Below are 20,730 nucleotides of genomic sequence, written 5' to 3'. Positions count from 1 at the left end.
TGCCTTATTACTCATCTGGTGAATACTGATTAGACAAACATGCGAATTTAGGATCAAATTGAATGCCGATTGATGCGCTTTCTTAGCGTCTTTACCAGGACCGGAATAGCGCAAAACAGAAGCACAGCGATACGTAAACACATCGATCGTGTCTTCAAATCTCTGGTTTGCATCAAACAATACTGAAATAGATGGCAGCGAAAAAAGCAAATAACAAACGCGAAGTGCTTTACAGACGTGAAGACCATTACAATGAAGAGGTGACGGATCGTCTTGCCGGCCAGGTAAAAGAGATCATTACGGACCTGGGGGAAGATGTAGCAAGGGAGGGGCTGCTCAAAACACCGGAACGGGTCGCAAAAGCTTACCAGTTCCTGACGCATGGATACCAGATGGATCCGGACGAAGTGCTACGCAAAGCCCTGTTTGAGGAAAGCTACAGCGAAATGATTGTTGTTAAAGACATCGAAGTTTATTCGCTGTGCGAACATCATATGCTGCCCTTTTTTGGGAAGGCGCATGTGGCCTATATTCCGAATGGCAAAATTGTTGGATTAAGCAAAATTCCACGTGTTGTGGATGTTTTTGCGCGCCGGCTACAGGTACAGGAACGGTTAACGCTCCAGATACGTGAAGCCATTGACCGCGTGCTCAAGCCGCTTGGTGTTGCCGTGGTCATTGAAGCACAACACTTGTGCATGATGATGCGTGGTGCGGAGAAACAGAATTCCCTGACAACGACCAGTTGTGTAAGTGGTGAATTCCACAAAGATGCCACCCGTTTTGAATTTATGCGACTGATAGGAGCCAGGTAATATGCCAGTATTTGTTGTAACCGGCGCAAGCCAGGGAATAGGCCGTGCCATTGCCGAGGCATTTGCACAGGAGGCAGATGCTCGCATTGCGCTGGTTGCCCGCAATGAGGAAAAGCTGGTGCAGGTGGTAAAGGCCTGTAGCGCACGGGGTGCGGATGCTGCCGCTTTTCCGTGTGATGTGACCGATGAAGCTGCTGTGGCCGCTATGGCTCTAGCTGTCATGGAAAAGTGGGGAGCGCCCGATGTGCTGGTCAACAATGCCGGCGTTTTTCAGCCGGGTTCGCTGCTTGAAACCACGCTGGCTTCGTTTCGGCAGCAAGTAGATGTGAATCTTGTCAGCGCCTTCAGTGTGACGCAGCAATTCCTCAAACCGATGCTGGATCGCAACAGTGGCGCTATTTTCTATATGGCCTCCGTTGCTGCCTTGAAAGCCTACCCGGGCGGTGCTGCGTATTGCGCAGCCAAACACGGACTACTTGGCCTTGCACGCAGTGTGCGCGAAGAAACGCGTAATACAGGGATTCGGGTAACGACCCTGTTGCCCGGTGCGACACTAACGCCGAGTTGGGATGGTGTTGAATTACCAGAAGAACGGTTCATGCCGGCAACAGACATTGCCAAGGCAGTGCTCGACATCTATCATATGTCAGACCGTACCGTTGTAGAAGAGATCGTCCTGCGCCCACAGCAAGGCGATATTTGATCTTTTACAACTGAGTACCTTGCGTTGGTACTCAGGCTTTTACTTCAAAGCCGAGGTCTTCCACAACTGAGGCAAGCTGCGCCGCAGAAACCTGCGTGGTGTCGAACTGTACCTGCGCTTTGCCAATTTCTACGTGCTCCACATCAACGCCGGCAGTAGCTTCTAAAGCGTTTTTGACCGTAGACACGCAATGTCCACAGCTCATGCCATCAATGTGTATGGTTTCTTTTTGTGTGCTCATAATCTTTAGCGTTAAGGTTGCCAGCGACGCAGTCGCAAGCTGTTGGTGATAACGGAAACACTCGAAAACGCCATCGCAGCTGAGGCAATCATCGGGTTGAGGGTGATGCCCCATATCGGAAACAAGACGCCGGCTGCGATGGGGATGCCAATCACATTATAGATAAAGGCAAAGAACAGGTTTTGTTTGATGGTTCGCATGGCCTGTCGTGCAATCGAAATGGCCTGTGAGACGGTTTTGATATCGTCCCGCATAAGCGTAATGTCGCTGGTTTCGATAGCTACATCAGTACCGGCACCAATGGCAATGCCAAGGTCGGCTGTTGCAAGTGCCGGCGCATCGTTGATTCCATCGCCGACCATGGCTACAACATCACCTGCCTGTTGCATCGATAAAACATGGGCTGCTTTTTCTGATGGCTTGACGCCGGCGTAGACTTCTTCAATACCTGCTTCTGCAGCAATGGCGTGGGCCGTGACCTCCTGGTCTCCTGTTAGCATGGCCACTGCAATACCCTGCGATCGAATAGCTGCAATCCCTGCTTCAGTTGAGGGGCGAAGTGCGTCACTGATCGACATAACGCCTGCAACAACGCCATCAATGGCAACAAGAATGGCTGTGTGACCCGCGGTCTGTGCCTCAGCATAAGCCTGCTGCCAGCCATCTGAAGCAATATGTCTGCTGCTGATGTAATCGGCATTTCCAATATGGATGGTTGTATGGTCAACCGTTGCCTCTATGCCTGAGCCAGTTACACTGTTGAAGGTGGTGACAGGCAGTAATTCTACCCCCTGTGCTTCCACATAAGCCAGTACAGCCTGCGCAAGCGGGTGTTCTGATCGCTGTTCTGCCGAGCCGGCAAGTTGTAAGATGCGTGCGGGTGTGAGGTGGGTACCTACCGCCTCGAAGGCCACTAAACGCGGATTGCCGGCCGTTAAGGTGCCTGTTTTATCCAGTACTATTTTGGAAATTTTTGGCAGCTTCTCAAGGGTGTCGCCGCCTTTGATCAGGATCCCGTACTCAGCTGCTTTGCCTGTAGCCACCATTACAGCCGTTGGTGTTGCAAGGCCGAGCGCGCAGGGGCAGGCGATGATCAGTACGGAGACAAAAGCTACAAGAGACAGGGCCAGTGATTGGGTAAACAGGTACCACGTCGCAAAAGTGAGTATCGCGATAACCAGTACGGCTGGTACAAAAACGCCGGCAACGATATCTGCCAGTTTCTGGATAGGTGCTTTGTGGCCCTGAGCATCTTTTACCAGGCGAACAATTTGTTGCAGCGTAGTCTCCTGTCCAACCCGTTGTACTTCGAAGACAAACGCCCCAGTACGATTAAGCGTGCCGCCGACAACAGTATCACCCATCAGCTTGTCAACTGGCAACGGCTCGCCAGTAATCATGCTTTCATCGACCGCAGATGCACCATCAACAATTTTACCATCAAGCGGGATACGTTCTCCTGGTCGCACGAGCACCTGCATGCCTACGGTGACTTGTGTCAACGGCAACGTAAGTTCAATGCCGTCTTCGATGACAACCGCTGTGGACGGTTGCAGGGCAAGTAGTTGGGCGAGGGAGGCGTTAGTTTTTTGTTTTGCCCGGGCCTCGAGCAGCCGGCCGAGCAAGACCAACGTGATGATAACCGCTGCGGCTTCAAAGTAAACATCGGGATGGCGGCCGGTTTCAGCCATAAACCTGGCTGGCCAAAACGTAGTTGCTGTGCTGTAGATGTATGCAGCGCCAACACCGAGCGCAATCAGCGAGTTCATATCTGCCGTTCGGTAGCGCAGGAGGCGGAGCGCGGTAGCAAAAAATGGCCCGCCGGCCCAGAGTACAACGGGTGTGGTCAGCGCAAACAGCCAGAAATTTACCCCTGTAAAGGTTATGGCCTCATGCGACATCGAAATAATCACAACCGGCAGGCTGAGCAGCGCAGCACTAGCAAACCGATTGCGGAGCCTGGTGTAATGCGTGGTGCCCGTGTCTGGTGCAGGGGATGCTGGCGTAGTGTCTGCCAGGTCGGTGAGGCCGTGGCTGGCCAGACGCCGCCGAAGCTCTTCTGCAGGATACAGATCGGCGATGTGGGCAATATCAACGCTGGTTGGATGTTGAGCGCCTGCAGCTTCGGGTAGTGATATGCCCAGTAAGCCCGGTACACCTTCCAGGATTGTCTGAAGTTTTTGTTGTGTGTGCTCGCCGTCAGTGAGGGAGATCCGGGTAACCGTATGCGGGATAGAAAAACCCGTTTTTTCCACGGTATCGACGAGATCCTGGAGGCTGGCGTGCAGGCTGTTATAGGCAACGCGCGCCTGGTTGTTGGCGAGGTTTACCTGAGCGAAGAATACATCGGGGCGCTTCGAAAGCTGCTTTTCTATTCGAACAGCACAGGCGGCACACTCCATGCCTGCTACGGGCAGGACGATCTCTGTATGGCCGGCAGCGTCGGGCGCTAACGCTTCGTTTTGGGTACGCATGGTTCAGCGTAAAGTCGGTGGTGTAGCTACCTTACGCTGGATTTATCGGGAGGTTCGTCAGGCCGCTGCTTCGGTTTCTTCAGGGATTTCCAGTTCTTCGACACCGAAGATACCATCCAGATGTTCTTTCAGGGCCTCTTCGTTGTAGGGCTTGAGCAGGTAGCTGCTGGCGCCGGCGTTCAGGGCCATTTTAACATCTTCCGTTTTGTTTTTGGAAGAGCACATCAGAATCGGAATACTCTTTACTTCATCCGACTTACGAATGCTGGTAAGAAAGGCATGAATGTCGATCCCCGGCTTGAGCCATTCTGCATCAACGATGATAAGGTCGATGCTTGTTACGCGGAGATGTTGGACAGCTTCCGGAGCGCTCGTGGCGAGCATAATTTCCGAATATCCTAGCTCTTCCAGACGCTCACGCAGAATTCGGGCTACAAAATAGGTCTCAACGACGATCAGAATATTCATGAGCGAAGCAGCAGAAAGATGGAAACAACGGGTAGGGAGGGTGGTGATGCTGAATGCATCGACCAAATTCCATATTTCTTAAATCAGGGTGGCTGTCTGAAAATATTTTTTGAATTGTCGCAAAATCAGACACTCGTAGTACCTATTTTGGCTAGCAAGGTCGTTTTGCGTGTTTAAACGCCCTGTGGTACACAATTTGGACACATCTCTTGTACCCGCCTTTGGCATTATTAATCACCTAAATCATACTTTAGAATGGACTGGCTTACACCTGAGAATATCACCGTCCTCGTGCAGGAATATTTGATCCCCGCAGTGACTGCCTTGTTGTTGCTGTTTGTCGTCTTTATCGCAGCTGGATGGGCAAGAAGGCTTGTGCGAAAAGGATTGGAGCGCGCGAATGTCGACATTACGCTGACAAAATTTTTCTCCAACATGGCGCGTTATGCTGTGCTGGTTGTTGGTATCATTGCCGTATTGGCGCGGGTTGGCATTGAAACTGCCAGTTTTGCTGCAATTTTGGCTGCTGCCGGCTTTGCCATTGGTATGGCATTCCAGGGTACGTTGTCGAACTTCTCTGCCGGCATCATGCTGCTCGTTTTCCGGCCGTTCAAGGTGGGAGATCTGGTATCTGTTGGCGGCGTAACGGGTGTGGTAGACGAAATTGAACTCTTCACCACAAACCTGAATACCCCAGACAACCGGCGCATCATTGTGCCAAATGGCTCTGTTTTTGGCGCCACCATTGAGAATATGACATTCCACGACACCCGCCGTGTTGATGTAGCGGTGGGTACAGATTATAGCGCTGATCTCGACGAAACGCGCCGCGTGATCGAAGCTGCCTGTTCTGGTGTTCAAGGCCGGATCTCTGATCTTGGGGTGCAGGCGTACCTCGTAAGTCTCGGTGGATCTTCTATCGATTGGGAAGCACGCGTATGGTGCAATTCGGCTGATTACCTGGCCGTTAAAGATGAGCTGACGAAAGCGGTTAAGAATGGTTTGGACGCTGCCAATATCGGCATCCCATTCCCGCAGACGGATGTTCACATCGATGGTGCGATCCTGCGTTCAAACTAAGGTGGATACTATTTTGATATTGCGCTGGTAAACAGCCAGGCTGTGAAACCGGGTGTCGGGCTTAGCGTGCCGGCATCCGGTTTTTTATTTATACAGTTGCCCTGCGATGTCGCGAATTTGTGTTCAATTATTGACAGTGCCGTGGTCAAAATAGGAAAGATATATGCTTATGCGTTTATGTAAGTCGCTAGAAAACAATGTGGTATGATATCTGCATAATGGGTTTTTACAGGCTTCCCACAGTCTTTTTAAGAGACGTAGACATCAATTATTCTCTGCTGACAACTTGCCGGCTGTATGTGATGTAAATGCCGGCTGTTGCGGTTGCCAATCCCCTGGACAAGGATTGTAAATGTGCTACATGGCGCTTTTCCGATTCAGCTACAATGAGAGGATTATTATGATATATTTGACCGGACAACTCCTTTTCTTTTTGCTGGTAACCGCTTTTCTCGGCTTTATTGTCGGGTGGTTATTGCGTGGTGCTATGTTGCCTTTATCTATGTTTGAAGATGGTGAGTATACAACTTACCACGTGCCTGAGGGCGGGCCAGAGCACGCTACCTATCAGTTCATTGGGCCGCAGAAGCAAAGCACTGGTGTTTTTACTGAGGCTGAGCAGCCGGCAGAATCATAGCGTGGTGCCCTTAGCACAGTTAGATCGAAATTTATGCTGACCGCGTGAATCGGGCAGTGTACCAAAATTAAAAAGGGGATGTACAGCAGTGTACATCCCCTTTTGTCGTCAAAGTCAGGGCAGGAAATCAGGTTTCGAGCTCTACGCCTTCCTGTTTGTATTTCTCTAACAATCGGTAGATAGTAGACCGGGTTACACCAAGCCGGAGCGAAGTCTGGTCTACGTTGCCTTTGCAAAGCTTGTACGCTTGTAAAACAGCCATGCGTTTCAGGTCTTCAAGCGGCATGATGTCTTTGGGGTCGGTTACCGTCTGGATTGTGCCAATAGGGTTACCAGCAACACCGCTACCGTTTGCATGCCCACCGCCTGCCATCTGTACATCTGAAGCTGCTACAGCGGGGTGGGGAGATGCTGCAGTTGGACGCTTGGTAAGCAGTATGGCGTCCAGCATCAGGTCATCAGGGATTATTTCATCCGTGTCGGAAATGAGCAGGGCGCGTTCTACAGCATTTTTAAGCTGTCTTACATTCCCTGGCCACGCGTATTCAAGGATTTTGCGCCGGCTGGCAGCAGAAAACTCGCGGGGCTGCACGTCTTTGTGGCGTTTCAGGAAGTCATTTCTGAAAAAGCTGGCCAGCAAGAGGTTGTCCTGGTCGCGTTCGCGTAGCGGGGGCAGGTTGATCGGGAACTGAAAGAGTCGGTAATACAAGTCTTCCCTGAATTTGCCTTCGTGAATCATCGATACGATGTCACGGTTGGTAGCACAAACGACGCGCACATCTACCCGTATGGTTTCATTGCTGCCTACACGTTGAACTTCCTGGTTTTGCAGCACGCGCAGCAGTTTTGCCTGCAGGTCAAGATTCAATTCTCCAATTTCGTCGAGAAAGATGGTACCCTGGTTGGCCTGCTCAAATTTACCCGTTTTACGCGTATAGGCGCCGGTGAATGAGCCTTTTTCGTGGCCGAAGAATTCACTCTCCATCAACTCCCGCGGGATTGCCGCGCAGTTGACAACAACAAAAGCCTGGCGTTTCCTGGAAGAATTATAGTGGATGGTATGGGCAACCAGTTCTTTACCCGTTCCGCTTTCCCCAACAATAGCCACAGAGAGGTCACCAACAAGCGTCTTGTTAATGAGCCTGAATACTTTGCCCATGCTGACGCTTTCTCCAATCATGCCAGGAATGCCTTGTGGCACGCGAAGCTGTTCGCGTAACATGCTAACTTCCTGGGTGAGTTTGGTCCGTTCAGCGATTTGAGCCGCAAGCCGGTTAATTTTGACTGTGTCGTCGTGGCCTTTGGTAATGTAATCGTAGGCGCCAAGTTTAAGCGCCTCAAGTGCAACGCTAACTACTGATTGGGACGAAACCACAATGACGGGCAACTTTGGTGCAGCCAATTTGATTTGGCGCAGGGTTTCGAGGCCACCTTGCCCCGGCATAACCAGGTCAAGCAGCACGAGATGCGGCTGTTGGTCCAGGCAGTCAACGACCTCTTCACCCTGGCTAAAGGTTTTGATTTCGACCTGCTCAATTTTCCGCAGTTGAAACTGCAGCAGGGCGCTGTATTCAGGGTCGTCGTCAACGATGAAAATGCGAAATGACATGTGTGGCTCTTAAGTAGATACAGTAAAAAATTTGGGGTCAACCTGGTGTTCAAATGGTGCAACTAAGCAGCCGCTAACAGGCATCAGGTATGTTGGATTTCAGGCGTTGTGTCTTCGTGCTCGACAGGCTTCGGAAGCCGAAACCAGAACCGGGCACCGCCAGATTCGCCATGTGCATATCCGATCGTCCCGCCCCAGCCTTCAATGGTAATTTTGCAGAAATAGAGGCCCAGTCCAACTTGCCCTGTTTTGTCTTTTCCCTGAGAGAACCTGTCGAATAACCCTTCAATCAGATCTTCGGGGACGCCGGCGCCCTGGTCCGTTACATTAGCGTGGATAAATTCGCCGTCATCAAAAACGTCAACAGATACGGTTTGACCGTTGGCTGAATGACGGATAGCGTTTGCAAGCAAATTGTATAGCACACGTTCGAGTCGCTCTGCCTCACCCACTACTTTGAATGGTGAGGTGGCTGTGGTGTCGGTAAGTTGTACCTGAATGCCTTTGAGACTGGCCGTAGCCTGGAGCGATTTTACGACTTCTTGTGCACAAGAACGCAGGTCAGGTGCGATGTCTGTACCAATAAGTGTCGGGACAAGCGGACGCACTTCGTTTGCAAAAGTTGTTAGAATGCTGCGGATCAGGTTTTGCATTTTTGCCGCCTGGCGCAGGCCAATGCTCAAGAGTTCGTCCCCGTCTGACTCCACCATATCCTCCGACTGCAGCAGGTTCAGGCTGCCTTTAATGCTTGCAAGCGGATTCGACAAGTCGTGTACAATACAGTGCAGTAGCACTTCGCGCTTGTTGATTTCGTCAATCAACTGCTCATATTCGAGGCGTTGCTCGCGTGCTTGCTGGAAAATGGGCCAGACTTGCTGGTGATGGGGTATTCTGATGAGCAACAGCGGGGTATCTTCAATATAGATGGCCGTTGCTTCGAGCAGTTGTTCTTTTCCGTCGGGCGTGTTTTCCGTCCAAACACCCGACGCACGGCGGTCATTGGTAGGTGCACGCCAAAAATCTTCGTTACGGTCGAGGAAGTCTTCCAGGAAATAAAAAACATCGCCAGGGTTGAGTCCTTCAGAGCTGGATTCGGTGGCCGGCCAGAGGTTTTTGAGCCACGGCGGCGTGCCGCTTAGCATGCTGAACGTACCATCCTTGGCTCGCTCCAGTACAGCTATATCAAGATCGGAGAATAACCTGGCAAGGATGGCTGACATGGTATTTACCGCAGGTTTCAATTCAATGGTTTCAGTCCTGCATATTGAAAGGGCGTTTGGTCGCTAATACCTGGGCGACCGAAATACCTGCTAAGTGTGTTTGCAAGGAGAAACCAAAAAACTACGCGTTCATAATCATTTGTGTGAGGGTTTCGAAGACCTCTTCAACTCCCGTGCCCGTTTTGGCACTGGTGTACATGATTGTCCAGCCACTTTCTTCAAGCTGGCGTATTTCACGGTCCTGATTCTCCCATGGGGTCTTCAAATCCGTCTTGTTGAAAACAACGATGAAAGGCAGGGGACCCAACTCTTGCTCAACTTTTTGCTGCAGTAAATGCGCTGCTTCGAAAGAAGAGCGGCGCGTGCTGTCGATGACGAGCAGGTAGCCGGCAGTTCCCCGGACGTAGTTCATCGATAATCCCTGGAATCGGTCCTCGCCATTCAGGTCCCAGAGCATCAAATTGATGCTTTTACCCTCAAAATCGACAATTTTTTTGTCGACCTTGGCACCCATAGTTGTCAGGTATTTGTCAGAGAATATCCCCTGTACATAACGACGTACCAGACTTGTTTTGCCCACTGCAAACGTGCCCAGCATACAAATTTTCTTCTTCATGGTTTAATACTGTAGGGGACCTGAAGCTTGAACAGGATATGCTATTGTTTTCCTGACTGCGTGCATTTTTTAATTATCCAACAGGGAGGTGGGCCGTGTCGCAAAATGCTGTAGCAAAATAAAACAAATTGTCGGAATAAAAAACTTTTTGCAACAGGGGTTAGAAATTCATGATAAACGTGACGATGTCACTTAAATAAACCCGCTTCGTCAGGCGATACATGAAATAAGGCCTGTTTGCGCCTCATGGTTGCACGTACACGTGTACCCGCGCAATCGACGAAAGCTAATGCCAGGTTTTGTTATATAAGCATAAGCTAAGTGTATTGGAACCTTTATTTGACGCAAAGGTGCCTTATGCCGCAGCTGAAAATGGGTAATTCTGCAATTTAAATCGAAAAACGCGTTATTTTCAGCCATTGCTACGCTTTTTTCTCATTGAGAAAGCAAAAAGATCAATATATTTGATCAATTGCGTCCTCTTTTTATTCATCTCTCTTTATGGCTACAAATAACGGTAAGCCGACAGACGAATCTGAGCTGTCAACTGTCATTCAAGAAGACCCCGGAGAAACGACCAACACGCACATGGGTGAACTCGAAAAAGTCCGCAGTATACTTTTTGGCGAACAGATAAAAGTATATGAGGAGCGTATGCATGCGCTCGAAGGCAGAGTGGCCAAAACACTCGATACCCTCCGTACAGATGTGGGCGGGCAACTGGAGGCAATGGAAGAACGGTTTAAAGCGCAGTTTGATGAAATGCTCGAATTATTGGGCAAAGAGACCAATAACCGCGAAAACCAGCGAGACGCTCTTAAAAAGGAGCTGGGTAAAGTGAGCGAAACGATGGATGCCTTTAAGGCCGTACAGGAATCTCGCCTCGATAGCGTGGATACCGCGTTCAAAAATGCAATGAAAGAAGAACGCGCTGAAATTGAGCAAAACCTGCAGGAAAATATGCAGGACCTATCTGAGGAATTACGTCAGGCACTATTGAAGCTGGAGCAAAGTGCGCTGTATCGCGGCAAGTTTGCTGACATGCTGACCAGTCTCGCAAATGAAATTGCGCCCAACGGCGCAGCAGAATAAGGCGCTAGTGTGCCGTTATCATAGCTCCTTAGCGTTTGTTGCGCTATAATAGGAGGTAGCATGACTGAAGATTCTTCAAATAACCCCACCAATGCGGATGATACTTCCGCTGCTTCTGACCATGAAGCGCCGGCTAATGGAGCACAGCCCAATGGGCAGCGTGCAAGTGAGCCAGATCGGACACAGAGCCGTGACCGCGACATGGATGAGCTACGTCGACTGCTGATCGGGAGTGAAGGCAAACAAATTGAAGGCCTGCAGCAGCGCCTCAGTTCTGTTGCCCAGTTTGAAGAAGAAGGACAGGTGGATGCAATGGGCCGGGTGCTCCCTGGAGCTATTGCCTATCATAACAAGGATAACGCCCAATTGGCCAATGCACTTGGTCCTACAATAGAGGAGACCCTTCGCATCTCCATACGGCGCGACCCAAAGCCGTTTGCTGATGCTATTTTCCCCGTAATTGGCCCTGCAATTCGACGCAGTATTGCGGAAGCACTCCGCTCTGTTATCGATTCCATGAACCGCACCATGGAGCATAGCCTGTCGTTTCAGAGCTTCAAGTGGCGCATGGAAGCTGCACGGTCGGGGCGATCGTTCTCTGAGGTAATGCTAGCGCATACGCTAAATTACCGAGTTGAGCAGCTTTTCCTTATTGACAAGCGAAGTGGCATCCTGATACAACACCTTTTTGCTGAAACTGTTGATGTAAAAGACAGTGACCTGGTTTCGAGTATGTTGAGTGCGATCCAGGATTTTGTGCGGGATTCACTGGGTGCTGAACGGGAGGATGTTCTCGAAACGATTAAGATTGGCGAACTGACAGTATTGATGGAGCCGGGGCCGGACGCTGTGCTTGCAGCTGTAGTACGTGGCATTCCTGCGGGTGATTTGAATCTGACGCTCAAAGAAATCATTGAAGCAATCCATTTGCAATATGGACACTTGCTCGATGATTTTGAGGGAGATACAGAGCAATTGACCCCCGTGCTGCCCCTGATGCGTGCCGGCTTGCTGGAAAAGTATAAACGCAAAGACCGCAACCCATACCGACTCTGGTTCGTCGCCGGCGTGCTGCTGTTGCTGCTTTCAGTGTGGTTGATATGGGGGTTTCGCAATTACCTGCTTTGGAACGAGTACCTCGAAACATTGCGCAATGAACCGGGACTTGTTGTCACCCAGACGTCGTGGGAAAAAGGGCAATTTATTGTTGAAGGACTCAAAGACCCGATGGCGGTGCATCCAGATTCTTTGTTGCCATCTGCTTTTCCCCAGGACAGGGTTGTCGGTATGTGGGAGTCTTATCTGGCACTTGATTCATTGATTATTATAAAGCGCGCTACAAACCAACTGAGGGCGCCCGAGTCTATTGCGTTCATGTTGGAGAAAGATACATTATATGTCGCAGGGACGGCCACCAATTCATGGATTGAAAACGCAAGAGAAAAATCTCCCTTTATCCTTGGATTCTCGGGATATGACGACAGCCGCGTGGTGTCCACACTTGATGCAGATCTCCAGGCAGCAATTGAAGCCATAGAAGCAGCAACTGTACAGTTTGGCCAAGGGTCTGCCGTGTTAAACAGCGCAGAATTACAGCAGATCGATAGCGTCTATGATGCGCTGGAAACACTTCAGACGATTAGCGCTGCGCGTAATCAGCAGCTTGCTGTATTGTTGAGAGGGTATACCAGTGCTGAAGGAAATCCAAACACCAATGCCCTCTTGAGTGCCGCACGTGCTCGTATCGTACGGGATGCCCTTGTTGCCCGAGGCATGCCGGCCGGCTTGTTTTCTGCCGTTGGTGAGGGCGATCAACTTATACCGGGCACAGAGACTTCAGAAGCCCAGCGCGCACTGAATCGTAGCGTTACCTTTGATGTAGTGCTGCAATAATCACGGCATAAATGCTGTGTTTAGCGCCTTGTGGAAGCGTAAAATCAAACACTGTTTTGTCCTTTTTTTATACAGTGGATTGTCGGTGAAATTGGAATGTTGCAAAATAATACAGTCAATTTGCCTGTGTAAATTTGCTTGACTCGCCGGTAAAGATAAATTCCTTTTTTTCTAAAAACGCCTTTTTTGATGCCAAAAAGGGCGTTTTTTTGTGTGCGAGATATACCATTTGAAAATTCTGGCACGCCCTGATCCTGCAAATGGCACAAAGTTCGATTCTATTGTGGACAGATGCTGATGAAAAGAACTGGATTCAGCTGCTCTTTGATCGAATTGAAATTCTAGGAATTGGGATACGGAAATCTCAAACAACATGTGGCGCACGTCTTTAGGGTCAGACAAGCTCCCTGGTTGTTTTCCTTACTAACATCCGAGGATGGTGCGCGCGTTTACGTGGGTCGGACGCAATCATCTCCCCTCGGACCTCTTTCCATCCGAGGTCGGTGTGCGCGTTTACGTGGGTCGGGCGCAATCATCTTCCCCTCGGACCTTTTCCATCCGAGGTCAATGTGTGCGTTAGAGTGGGTCGGGCGCAGACATTTAAACCCTCGGACCTTTTACATCCGAGGCTGGATGAAAGCGTTTGAGTGGGTCGGGCGCGGACATCTTCCCCTCGGGCCTTTTGCCAAATTGGGTGCGTGTGTTTCAGTGGGTCGGGCGCACGTACCCATTTGGCGATATGTCAGGTCCATGACCTGGTCAGAGCTAGAAAGAAAGCCGTACAGTGTTTGCTGTACGGCTTCTTCTGTTTTAAAGATGCAGTGCGGAGGCGTCTTGCAAAGCGTAAAAAATTAGTCTGCCAGCAACATGGTTGTTTTATATTTGAAGTTGGTGGCACCTCCCATGCTCGCGCCTAATAGTGCGTTGCCATAATAGCCTGTATTGCCAACAAGTCCACCGCCTCTGGTTGCCGAACCGCGATCAGCTGCTTCAATTTGTTCTACGATCTCCTCTTCATCCAGCTTCGGTGCTTCGATGATAATTCCCAACTGATTGCCCGTGTAAGGGCTAACTGTATAGGCGTGGTCGCCCGTAAGGGGGATTTTTAACTCATACACAAAAGAGCCATTTTCGAGATTGGCATTCATTTCAAGGCCCGATAACTCCTGCCGCGTATATTTTGCGCCTGGTTCTTTTGCTGAGTCAAACAACTCAAAGTGGCTGAGCGACTCATTGAAATAGCTTTCGATCAACTCCGGACTTTGTTCGAGCGCTGCTGTATTCAGGTTGATGTCAGAAGAGAAAAGGCCAATCGGAAATTTGATACCGACGCTTTTGCCTTTACCGCCTTCGCGATCAAACCATATCATGAGCCCTTGCATGACAATTTGCTGCTGGACTTTAGGTGAGCCGGTAATGAATGAGATGTAGAGGTGCTCATCATCATTGAGCAGGCCTACGGAGAAGTCTTCTTTGGGTACAACGGTCAAGGCCCCCATCCATTCTGTCTCAACGCCATCAATGGCTACCTCCCGGTCCAGCTTGTTGCTGGTAAGCTGGACACCACCCGAACAGCCGGCAAGGATCACGCACACCAGTGCAAGCAATACCCTGGTGACAGATGGCCATTTTTTGATACTAAAGGACATAAACTACTCCGTTTTGTTGATGGTCAAGAATACAGGTGGGTTGTGTAAATATACACGGTAATAAGGGGGAATACGTACCTCGAATGGTTAAGAGGTGCCCAATTCTCCTTCAACTGGCCGTGAAACGTTGCCGGCGCCCAGGACACTCTGGTCAAAATCGATCAGCGAACCAGTCATCATACCGGATTCACTTGAAGCCATCCAGGCAATGGTGCGCGCGGCTTCTTCCGGTTTGATCAGCCGGCCAAAAGGTAAATCTGCCTCCGCTTTGCTGAGCCAATCCAGATCATCGGTGTGGTATTTCATCTGAATATCATGCTCCCAAGGTGTGTCAGTCCACCCCAGCATTAAGCCGTTAATCCGGATGCGGTATCGCATCGTTGCGTACGCCGTATTTTTGGTGAACACCGCGAGGCCACCTTTCGAAGCGGAATAGGTACCGATAAAGGGTTGACCACCGTGGGCAGCAACGCTTAAGACATTTACAATTGCGCCTTCTATTTTGTGTTGGCGCATGTTTGCGATGCAGCCTTGCATAAGGAGAAACGGCGCCCGCATATTGATCGCCATCATTTTGTCCCATAGCTCAACAGAAGAGTCGAATATGGAGCCGCGAGCGGTGAGTGCTGCTGCATTGACCAGTACGTGTATTTTGTCAAACGCTTCCTCAGCCGCCGAGACGATGCGCTTGCAGTCCGCGACATGCTCCAGGTCTGCTTTAACAAAAACAGCGTTGCAGCCGGCAGCTTGCAAGTCGTTGGCTACCTTTTGGCCTCTGCCTTCGTGCCGGCCCGTAATCAAGATGCCGCTAGCACCGCGTGCCGCAAATAAACGGGCCGTAGCTTCTCCAACGCCACTGGTGCTGCCGGTTACTATGATATTTTGATGCTCAAACTGCTTCATGTAATTTACAGATTCAGTTGAATTCGTTAGGATCAGCGGGTAAACTAGGAATACACGTTGTTTAAAAGCCAGTAGTCGAGATTATTTGATGCCGAAATCCCGCCTGTACAGCGATCAGGAAGTTAGCGCAATTCTCAAGCGTGCCGGCGAAATGCAGGCTACGGAGAGTCCGGAAGAAACGCTTGGGCTTTCATTGGAAGAGTTGCAAGAGATTGCGTCAGAAGCCGGGTTTGACCCCAAAATGATTGCTGCCGCGGCAGGAGAGATGGAGCGGGGTGAACAGCCTGGCAAGAGGAAGCGGTTGATCAATGTCCCTACCTCGATGCATATCGAACGTGTCATTCCTGGCGAGGTTGATGAGTCGAGGTATCCCGAAGTGATTGCCCAAATTGGCGAGGCGTTTGGGATGGTCGGGCGGTCTGGGCAGGTGGGGAAGTCCCTGGAATGGACGCATACGAGTGAGCGTTCCAGTCTCCAGGTAACCGTGCTGCCTCAAAATGGGCAGACAAAGGTGCGCATGTTCTGGACCTATCCGCGCGTGGTGTTGGCCACTTTTTTGCCGGCCACGATGCTCAGTTTGATGCCGGCCATTGTTGCCCTGGGAAATGGGTATCCCGGCCTCGCATTTATGCTGGCTTCCATCTGTCTGACACTGGGGTTGCTCGGTGCCTATGCTGTTTTTAGTGGCATCGTTAAACGAAAAGAACGCGCTGCAAAAAAGCTGGTTAGTGTGTTGGAGGACATGGTGGAGCTGGAAGACCCAGATGCTGAACCCAATACTACAGAGGCGCAACTTGACCTCCCTGATGCGCTACAGGAAGCGGAGGCCAAGTTGCGTGAGCGCCGGCGCAAAACGCGGGGCTAAGGCCAGTTGAGGGATTGAGTAAATAGCATTATTCCAGCGCAAAAGCCATGTACACATCGCCTGATTCGGTGCCAGGAATACCACCGCCGGCTGCGGCAATGACAACATACTGCTTGCCGTCAACCATGTAGGTTGCTGGGGTTGCGTAGCCGGCATAAGGCAGTTGGAATTCCCAGAGTACTTCTCCAGTAGCTTTGTCAAAGGCCCGGAAGCGCTCATCGCGGGTAGCGCCGATGAATACGAGGCCCCCTTTCGTGACAATAGGGCCGCCGAAATTGAACGTACCCGTTGGTGGAAAGCCGCGTGCTTCCAGTTCTGGATACGTGCCAAGGGTAGCGCGCCAGGCAAAGTCACCCTGCGTTAGATCGATAGCGTTTAAGAGCCCCCAGGGCGGTTTTGATACCGGGAAGCCTTCTGGGTCGTAGATTTCATCGTGGCCGCTGGCCTCGAATGGCAGGTCGTGTTTGGCATCAGGCGGTGCCGGCAGCATGGTGATGGCCTCGGGCTCTTCGCTCGAGTTGATGTAGAGGATGCCCGTTTCAGGGTCGAAAGCAGCGCCTCCCCAATCAGACCCCCCATTAAACTGCGGCATCATGAACATCCCCTGCGTAGTTGGGGGCTGGAAGATGACCGCTGGCCCAAATTTATCAAAGTAGGTTTCTTTTACATATGCAGTTGCTTCGGGATTTATATCCGTGATATCGGCTTCGGTAAAACCGTGCTTTGTATATGGTGGGATTTCTGTGGTAAACGGCTGCGTGGGCCAGGTTTGCTCATCCGGCATCGTTGTTTGCGGCACAGGGCGTTCTTCAATGTCGAATATCGGTTCACCTGTATCGCGGTCCAATACAAACAGCATCCCTACTTTGGTTGTTTGCGCCACTGCGTCGTAGGTGACGCCATCGTGCTCAAACGTAACAAGATTGGGCGGGGCAGCAACATCGTAGTCCCAGATGTCATGGTGAACAACCTGGAAGTGCCAGACCCGCTCGCCGGTCCGTGCGTCCAACGCGAGGATGGAATTACCAAACAGATTCATTCCGGGGCGCACGCCGCCGCTGTGCTCCGGGGCGGGTGAACTTGTCGGTGCGTACACGATACCGCGCTCCTCGTCGAGGGCCATGCCGGCCCAGGAGTTGGCAGCACCAACAGTACTCCATGCGTCGGGGGGCCATGTGTCATAACCAAATTCTCCTGGATGCGGGATCACGTGGAAGGTCCATGCCAGTTCACCCGTGTGGAGGTTGAACGCCCGGATATCGCCCGGGGGATTGGGTAGCGTGTTGTTGTTGTCGGATACCGAGGAGCCGGCGATGAGCAGGTCTTCAAAAATTACAGGCGGAGTGGTCAGACTCACTGTTTTGTCGCCGATATCACGACTGAGGTTGTCGCCCATACTAATGCTGCCGTTCTCACCGAAAGCAGTGATTGCCGTGCCATCCGTGGCGTTAACAGCAAACAGGCGGGTGCCGGCGGGGTAGTAGATGCGTTTGTCCTCTCCATCTTCCCAATACGTGACGCCGCGGTTGGCAAAAAATCCGCCGTAGTGATTGGACGGTTCAAATCGCCATAGCTCTTCTCCTGTAGCGGCATCCAGCGCCACCAAATGCAAGGCTGACGTAGTCAGGTATATGATGCCATCGACGACAATGGGACTGCACTCGATGCGGCCTTTGCCACCGTCATTGGTGCGAAATTCCCAGGCTACTTCGAGGCCGCTAACATTGTCTCTGTTGATTTGGTCGAGGGTGGAGTAACTGCTCGACGCTTTGTCAGCCTTGTAATGCGGCCAGTCGTGTTGTTGGGGCGAGGTCGTGGGGGTACAAGCTGATACCAGCAGCAATGCGGCAAACCCGAGGGTGCGTTTCATGGTCAAGTGGGTTGGGGGTGAACGGGATACGCATATCAGCCTGCTCCACTTGCCCCTTCTTTATATGATGATACGCGATTAGCCTGGTTGGTGAGACCAATGTTAAAGTAAGAGAAAATGCCTGAAAATACAGGCAAAATCACGGTTCAAATAGCAACTGCGCGCCTGTTTCTGTGGCAAAATCGACCATTTGCTTGCGCAGGCGCTCGACAACTGCTGGATGCTGTGCTGCTATATTGAACTGTTCGTAAGGATCGTCTTCCATGTTGAAAAGCTCTAACAGAACGGGTTCATTGCCCGTTTGCAGTTCCGGCGAATCCCAATCGGAAGCCGGCTTTGCCACGCGTAACTTCCACTCCGCATCGCGAACAGCTTCAAGCTTGTCTACCATGAAGTAATGGTGGTAGGTATGGGGTGAAGGTGCTTCTTCGGTGAGCAGCGGCCAGATGTTTTTTCCATCCAATGGATTGGGCGGAGGGGTTGTGCCAGCGAGTTCGAGTATGGTTGCGTGCAGGTCCATTGTTGTTGCAATTTCAGCGCTTACCTGGCCGGCAGGAATTTGGCCTGGCCACCTGAGGATAGCAGGCACGCGCGATCCGCCGTCGAATGTTGTGGCTTTTGCGCCGCGAAGCGAAGCCGTGGTGCCGCCGTGCCATTTCTCTACAGGTTCAGTGGTGTACATGCGTGGGGGCATGTTGCGCCAGGGGCCGTTGTCGCTGGTGAAAATGAACAGGGTGTTGTTGTCTTTGCCGGCATCGACAACAGCGTCAAGGATGGCGACGGCGCTCCAGTCTAGCTCTTCTATCACATCGCCATACCTTCCGCCTTTCGACGTGCCCTGAAAGGCTTCAGACGCATATACTGGCAGGTGAGGCATCGAATGCGGTACATACACAAAGAAGGGATCATCTCCCGATGCCTCGATAAACTGAATCGCTGCTTCCGTGTAGCGTTTGGTCAGGGTGTGCTGATTGACCGGGTGTTCATCTGTCGGAGTTTTGTCGCGGTGCAGGTACATTTTCCGCTCGGTGTTGACCCAGGGCGGAATCATATCGTTGGAATACAGCAGGCCGAGGTATGTGTCAAAGCCGTGGTCAGTGGGGTAGTAGCCATCAACAGCGCCAAGGTGCCATTTTCCAAAAGCACCGGTGCGGTAGCCTTGTTCTTTGAGGGCTTCAGCGAGGGTACGTTCTTCCTGCGGGAGTCCGTTTGGGGAGTCAGGGCCCACATTGCCCGGAAGGCCGAAGCGTATGGGGTAGCGCCCGGTGAGCAGGCCAGCGCGTGATGGCGTACACACTGGAGCTGCTGTGTAGAAGGAGGTCATCTTGATGCCTTGTCGCGCTATTTCATCGAGCCGAGGCGTGTGGATGGTGGGATGGCCGTAAATGCTGAGGTCGCCGTAGCCAAGATCATCTGCAAAAATCAGTACGATGTTGGGTGGACCAGTTGCTGTGGATGATTCTTGCGTTTCACAACTTGAAAGGAGGAATACGGCACAAAAGAATAGGATGGTAGGGCGCATGGCAAGTCAGCGGGTGGGTGACAAAAAGGATTGCTGACTAACTTCGCTTAAAGATTGCTTTGATTCAAGGCATTGGTGATACAAGCGGTTGTATTTGTGTAAGCCCAGTTATAGATCGCTTTGCTATTCTGAAGTCATAGTCGGCTTGCAAGTTAAACCAGAACTTTTCGGACATCCCCAGTGCTTTGCCAAGGCGCAGCGATGTTTCAGCGAGAAGCGGCGACGCGCGGACCACGTTCTCACCAACAACGGCACCACCGAAGAGCTCGACGTCGCCCTCCAGGCGCTGCGTCGGGAGCTCGATCTCGACTAGGACCTTCCCCGACCCCGGGGTCCCCCCACCATGGCGAAGAAGCGCAACTGGCAACGGAAGAAGAAGTTCAAGGGCGGCGGCGGTGGAGGCGGCGGCGGCGGAACCGCACTCATGTCCACGCCCTCGCACGAGGTGCGGATCGACTACGAAGCCTTGCCCGCGGACCTGTCCCTCGAGGAGCTCGAGGAGCTCGTCGCCAGTCTCCCGCCCTCGACGCGCAAGACGAAACCCAAGGCCACCAGCTACGACGACCTCGTCGCGCTCCAGCTCGCGGACCTGCACGAGGTGGCGAAGAAGGAGAAGGTCGAGAACGGGGCCGAGTTGCGAAAGCGCCGGGACCTGATCTGGGCCATCGCCTTCCAACGGCTGCAGAAGCACGTGCCGGTGAAGTGCTCGGGCCTTCTGGAAGTGGGCTCCGACGGCCACGCGTTCCTGCGCTACGCGAGGAACTCCTACCTCCCCCACGAAACCGACCCCTTCGTCCCGCCCTCCATGATCCAGCGCTATGCCATGCGCACGGGCATGACGGTCGAGGGCGAGCTGCGGCCGCCGAAGGAAGGCGAGAAGTACTTCGCGCTCAAGTCGATCTCGACGATCGACGCCGGCGACCCCGAGGCGGTCATGGAACGCACTCCGTTCAAGGAGCTCGTTCCGCTGTATCCCGACCAGCGGCTGATCCTCGAGCGGGTTGTCCTGCGTCCCCTCGAGGATCAGCCGCTGGTCGGGATACAGCGGAACGAGCTCCTTGAACGGAGTGCGT

The 20,730-nt window shown here is 51.9% G+C and carries 19 protein-coding genes; 8 read left to right on the top strand and 11 right to left on the bottom strand.

Translation table 11 applies throughout. The annotated features are described in order from the left end of the window. Nucleotides 1–191 precede the first annotated feature (191 nt). Both folE and AAF564_02360 read left to right on the top strand, forming a co-directional pair. On the top strand, nt 192–815 hold the full coding sequence (folE, locus tag AAF564_02365) for a GTP cyclohydrolase I FolE (GenBank protein ID MEM8484359.1): 624 nt from the start codon (nt 192–194) through the stop codon (nt 813–815). A gap of 1 nt (nt 816) precedes the next feature. Then, complete coding sequence (locus AAF564_02360; protein ID MEM8484358.1) at nt 817–1,518, top strand: SDR family oxidoreductase; 702 nt, start codon at nt 817–819, stop codon at nt 1,516–1,518. A gap of 31 nt (nt 1,519–1,549) precedes the next feature. Here AAF564_02360 and AAF564_02355 read toward each other — a convergent pair whose 3' ends face one another. Genes AAF564_02355 through AAF564_02345 form a run of 3 tightly spaced genes read right to left on the bottom strand, consistent with a single transcriptional unit; the run spans nt 1,550 to nt 4,701 of the window. Then, entirely contained in the window at nt 1,550–1,759 is a 210-nt protein-coding gene (locus tag AAF564_02355; GenBank protein MEM8484357.1) for a cation transporter, read from the bottom strand. 11 nt (nt 1,760–1,770) lie between these two features. Further along, a complete protein-coding gene (locus AAF564_02350) occupies nt 1,771–4,233 on the bottom strand; it encodes a heavy metal translocating P-type ATPase (protein ID MEM8484356.1) in 2,463 nt (820 codons plus the stop codon). A gap of 57 nt (nt 4,234–4,290) precedes the next feature. After that, complete coding sequence (locus tag AAF564_02345; GenBank protein MEM8484355.1) at nt 4,291–4,701, bottom strand: response regulator; 411 nt, start codon at nt 4,699–4,701, stop codon at nt 4,291–4,293. A 255-nt stretch (nt 4,702–4,956) separates the two neighbouring features. Between AAF564_02345 and AAF564_02340 the strand changes: the two genes are divergently transcribed. Together AAF564_02340 and AAF564_02335 are read left to right on the top strand one after the other, a co-directional pair. Then, on the top strand, nt 4,957–5,781 hold the full coding sequence (locus tag AAF564_02340) for a mechanosensitive ion channel domain-containing protein (GenBank protein MEM8484354.1): 825 nt from the start codon (nt 4,957–4,959) through the stop codon (nt 5,779–5,781). A gap of 400 nt (nt 5,782–6,181) precedes the next feature. Continuing rightward, a complete protein-coding gene (locus tag AAF564_02335; protein MEM8484353.1) occupies nt 6,182–6,418 on the top strand; it encodes a hypothetical protein in 237 nt (78 codons plus the stop codon). A gap of 127 nt (nt 6,419–6,545) precedes the next feature. On the opposite strand, the gene AAF564_02330 is transcribed toward AAF564_02335, so the two are convergent. The 3 genes from AAF564_02330 to AAF564_02320 form a co-directional block, all read right to left on the bottom strand. After that, complete coding sequence (locus tag AAF564_02330; GenBank protein MEM8484352.1) at nt 6,546–8,027, bottom strand: sigma-54 dependent transcriptional regulator; 1,482 nt, start codon at nt 8,025–8,027, stop codon at nt 6,546–6,548. 83 nt (nt 8,028–8,110) lie between these two features. Beyond that, complete coding sequence (locus AAF564_02325) at nt 8,111–9,247, bottom strand: HAMP domain-containing sensor histidine kinase (GenBank protein MEM8484351.1); 1,137 nt, start codon at nt 9,245–9,247, stop codon at nt 8,111–8,113. A gap of 121 nt (nt 9,248–9,368) precedes the next feature. Beyond that, entirely contained in the window at nt 9,369–9,863 is a 495-nt protein-coding gene (locus tag AAF564_02320) for a Rab family GTPase (protein ID MEM8484350.1), read from the bottom strand. 501 nt (nt 9,864–10,364) lie between these two features. Between AAF564_02320 and AAF564_02315 the strand changes: the two genes are divergently transcribed. Then, nucleotides 10,365–10,955, top strand: a complete 591-nt coding sequence (locus tag AAF564_02315; GenBank protein MEM8484349.1) for a hypothetical protein — start codon at nt 10,365–10,367, stop codon at nt 10,953–10,955. Nucleotides 10,956–11,015: 60 nt separating this feature from the next. Continuing rightward, nucleotides 11,016–12,848: an OmpA family protein gene (locus AAF564_02310; protein MEM8484348.1), complete on the top strand. Its 1,833-nt coding sequence runs from the start codon at nt 11,016–11,018 to the stop codon at nt 12,846–12,848. Nucleotides 12,849–13,699: 851 nt separating this feature from the next. Here the strand turns inward: AAF564_02310 and AAF564_02305 are convergent. Further along, a complete protein-coding gene (locus AAF564_02305; protein ID MEM8484347.1) occupies nt 13,700–14,497 on the bottom strand; it encodes a hypothetical protein in 798 nt (265 codons plus the stop codon). 87 nt (nt 14,498–14,584) lie between these two features. Further along, nucleotides 14,585–15,400, bottom strand: a complete 816-nt coding sequence (locus AAF564_02300) for an SDR family oxidoreductase (GenBank protein ID MEM8484346.1) — start codon at nt 15,398–15,400, stop codon at nt 14,585–14,587. An 88-nt stretch (nt 15,401–15,488) separates the two neighbouring features. On the opposite strand from AAF564_02300, the gene AAF564_02295 reads away from it, so the two are divergent. Next, on the top strand, nt 15,489–16,265 hold the full coding sequence (locus AAF564_02295; GenBank protein ID MEM8484345.1) for a hypothetical protein: 777 nt from the start codon (nt 15,489–15,491) through the stop codon (nt 16,263–16,265). A 28-nt stretch (nt 16,266–16,293) separates the two neighbouring features. Here AAF564_02295 and AAF564_02290 read toward each other — a convergent pair whose 3' ends face one another. From AAF564_02290 to AAF564_02280, 3 genes are all read right to left on the bottom strand, one after another. Next, complete coding sequence (locus tag AAF564_02290) at nt 16,294–18,135, bottom strand: pyrroloquinoline quinone-dependent dehydrogenase (GenBank protein ID MEM8484344.1); 1,842 nt, start codon at nt 18,133–18,135, stop codon at nt 16,294–16,296. 139 nt (nt 18,136–18,274) lie between these two features. After that, complete coding sequence (locus tag AAF564_02285; GenBank protein MEM8484343.1) at nt 18,275–19,657, bottom strand: sulfatase; 1,383 nt, start codon at nt 19,655–19,657, stop codon at nt 18,275–18,277. Between the two features lie 64 nt (nt 19,658–19,721). After that, nucleotides 19,722–20,024, bottom strand: coding sequence for a hypothetical protein (locus tag AAF564_02280; protein ID MEM8484342.1), 303 nt, complete (start codon nt 20,022–20,024; stop codon nt 19,722–19,724). On the opposite strand from AAF564_02280, the gene AAF564_02275 reads away from it, so the two are divergent. After that, nucleotides 20,001–20,730: hypothetical protein (locus AAF564_02275; protein MEM8484341.1), on the top strand; the 730-nt coding region annotated here is incomplete at its 3' end. The two genes, AAF564_02280 and AAF564_02275, sit on opposite strands and share 24 nt — an antisense overlap.

The organism is Bacteroidota bacterium (assembly GCA_039111535.1).
Lineage (GTDB): Bacteria > Bacteroidota > Rhodothermia > Rhodothermales > JAHQVL01 > JBCCIM01.
The sequence above is the reverse complement of the archived record's forward strand: the minus strand, read 5'-3'. Positions and strand labels throughout refer to the sequence as shown.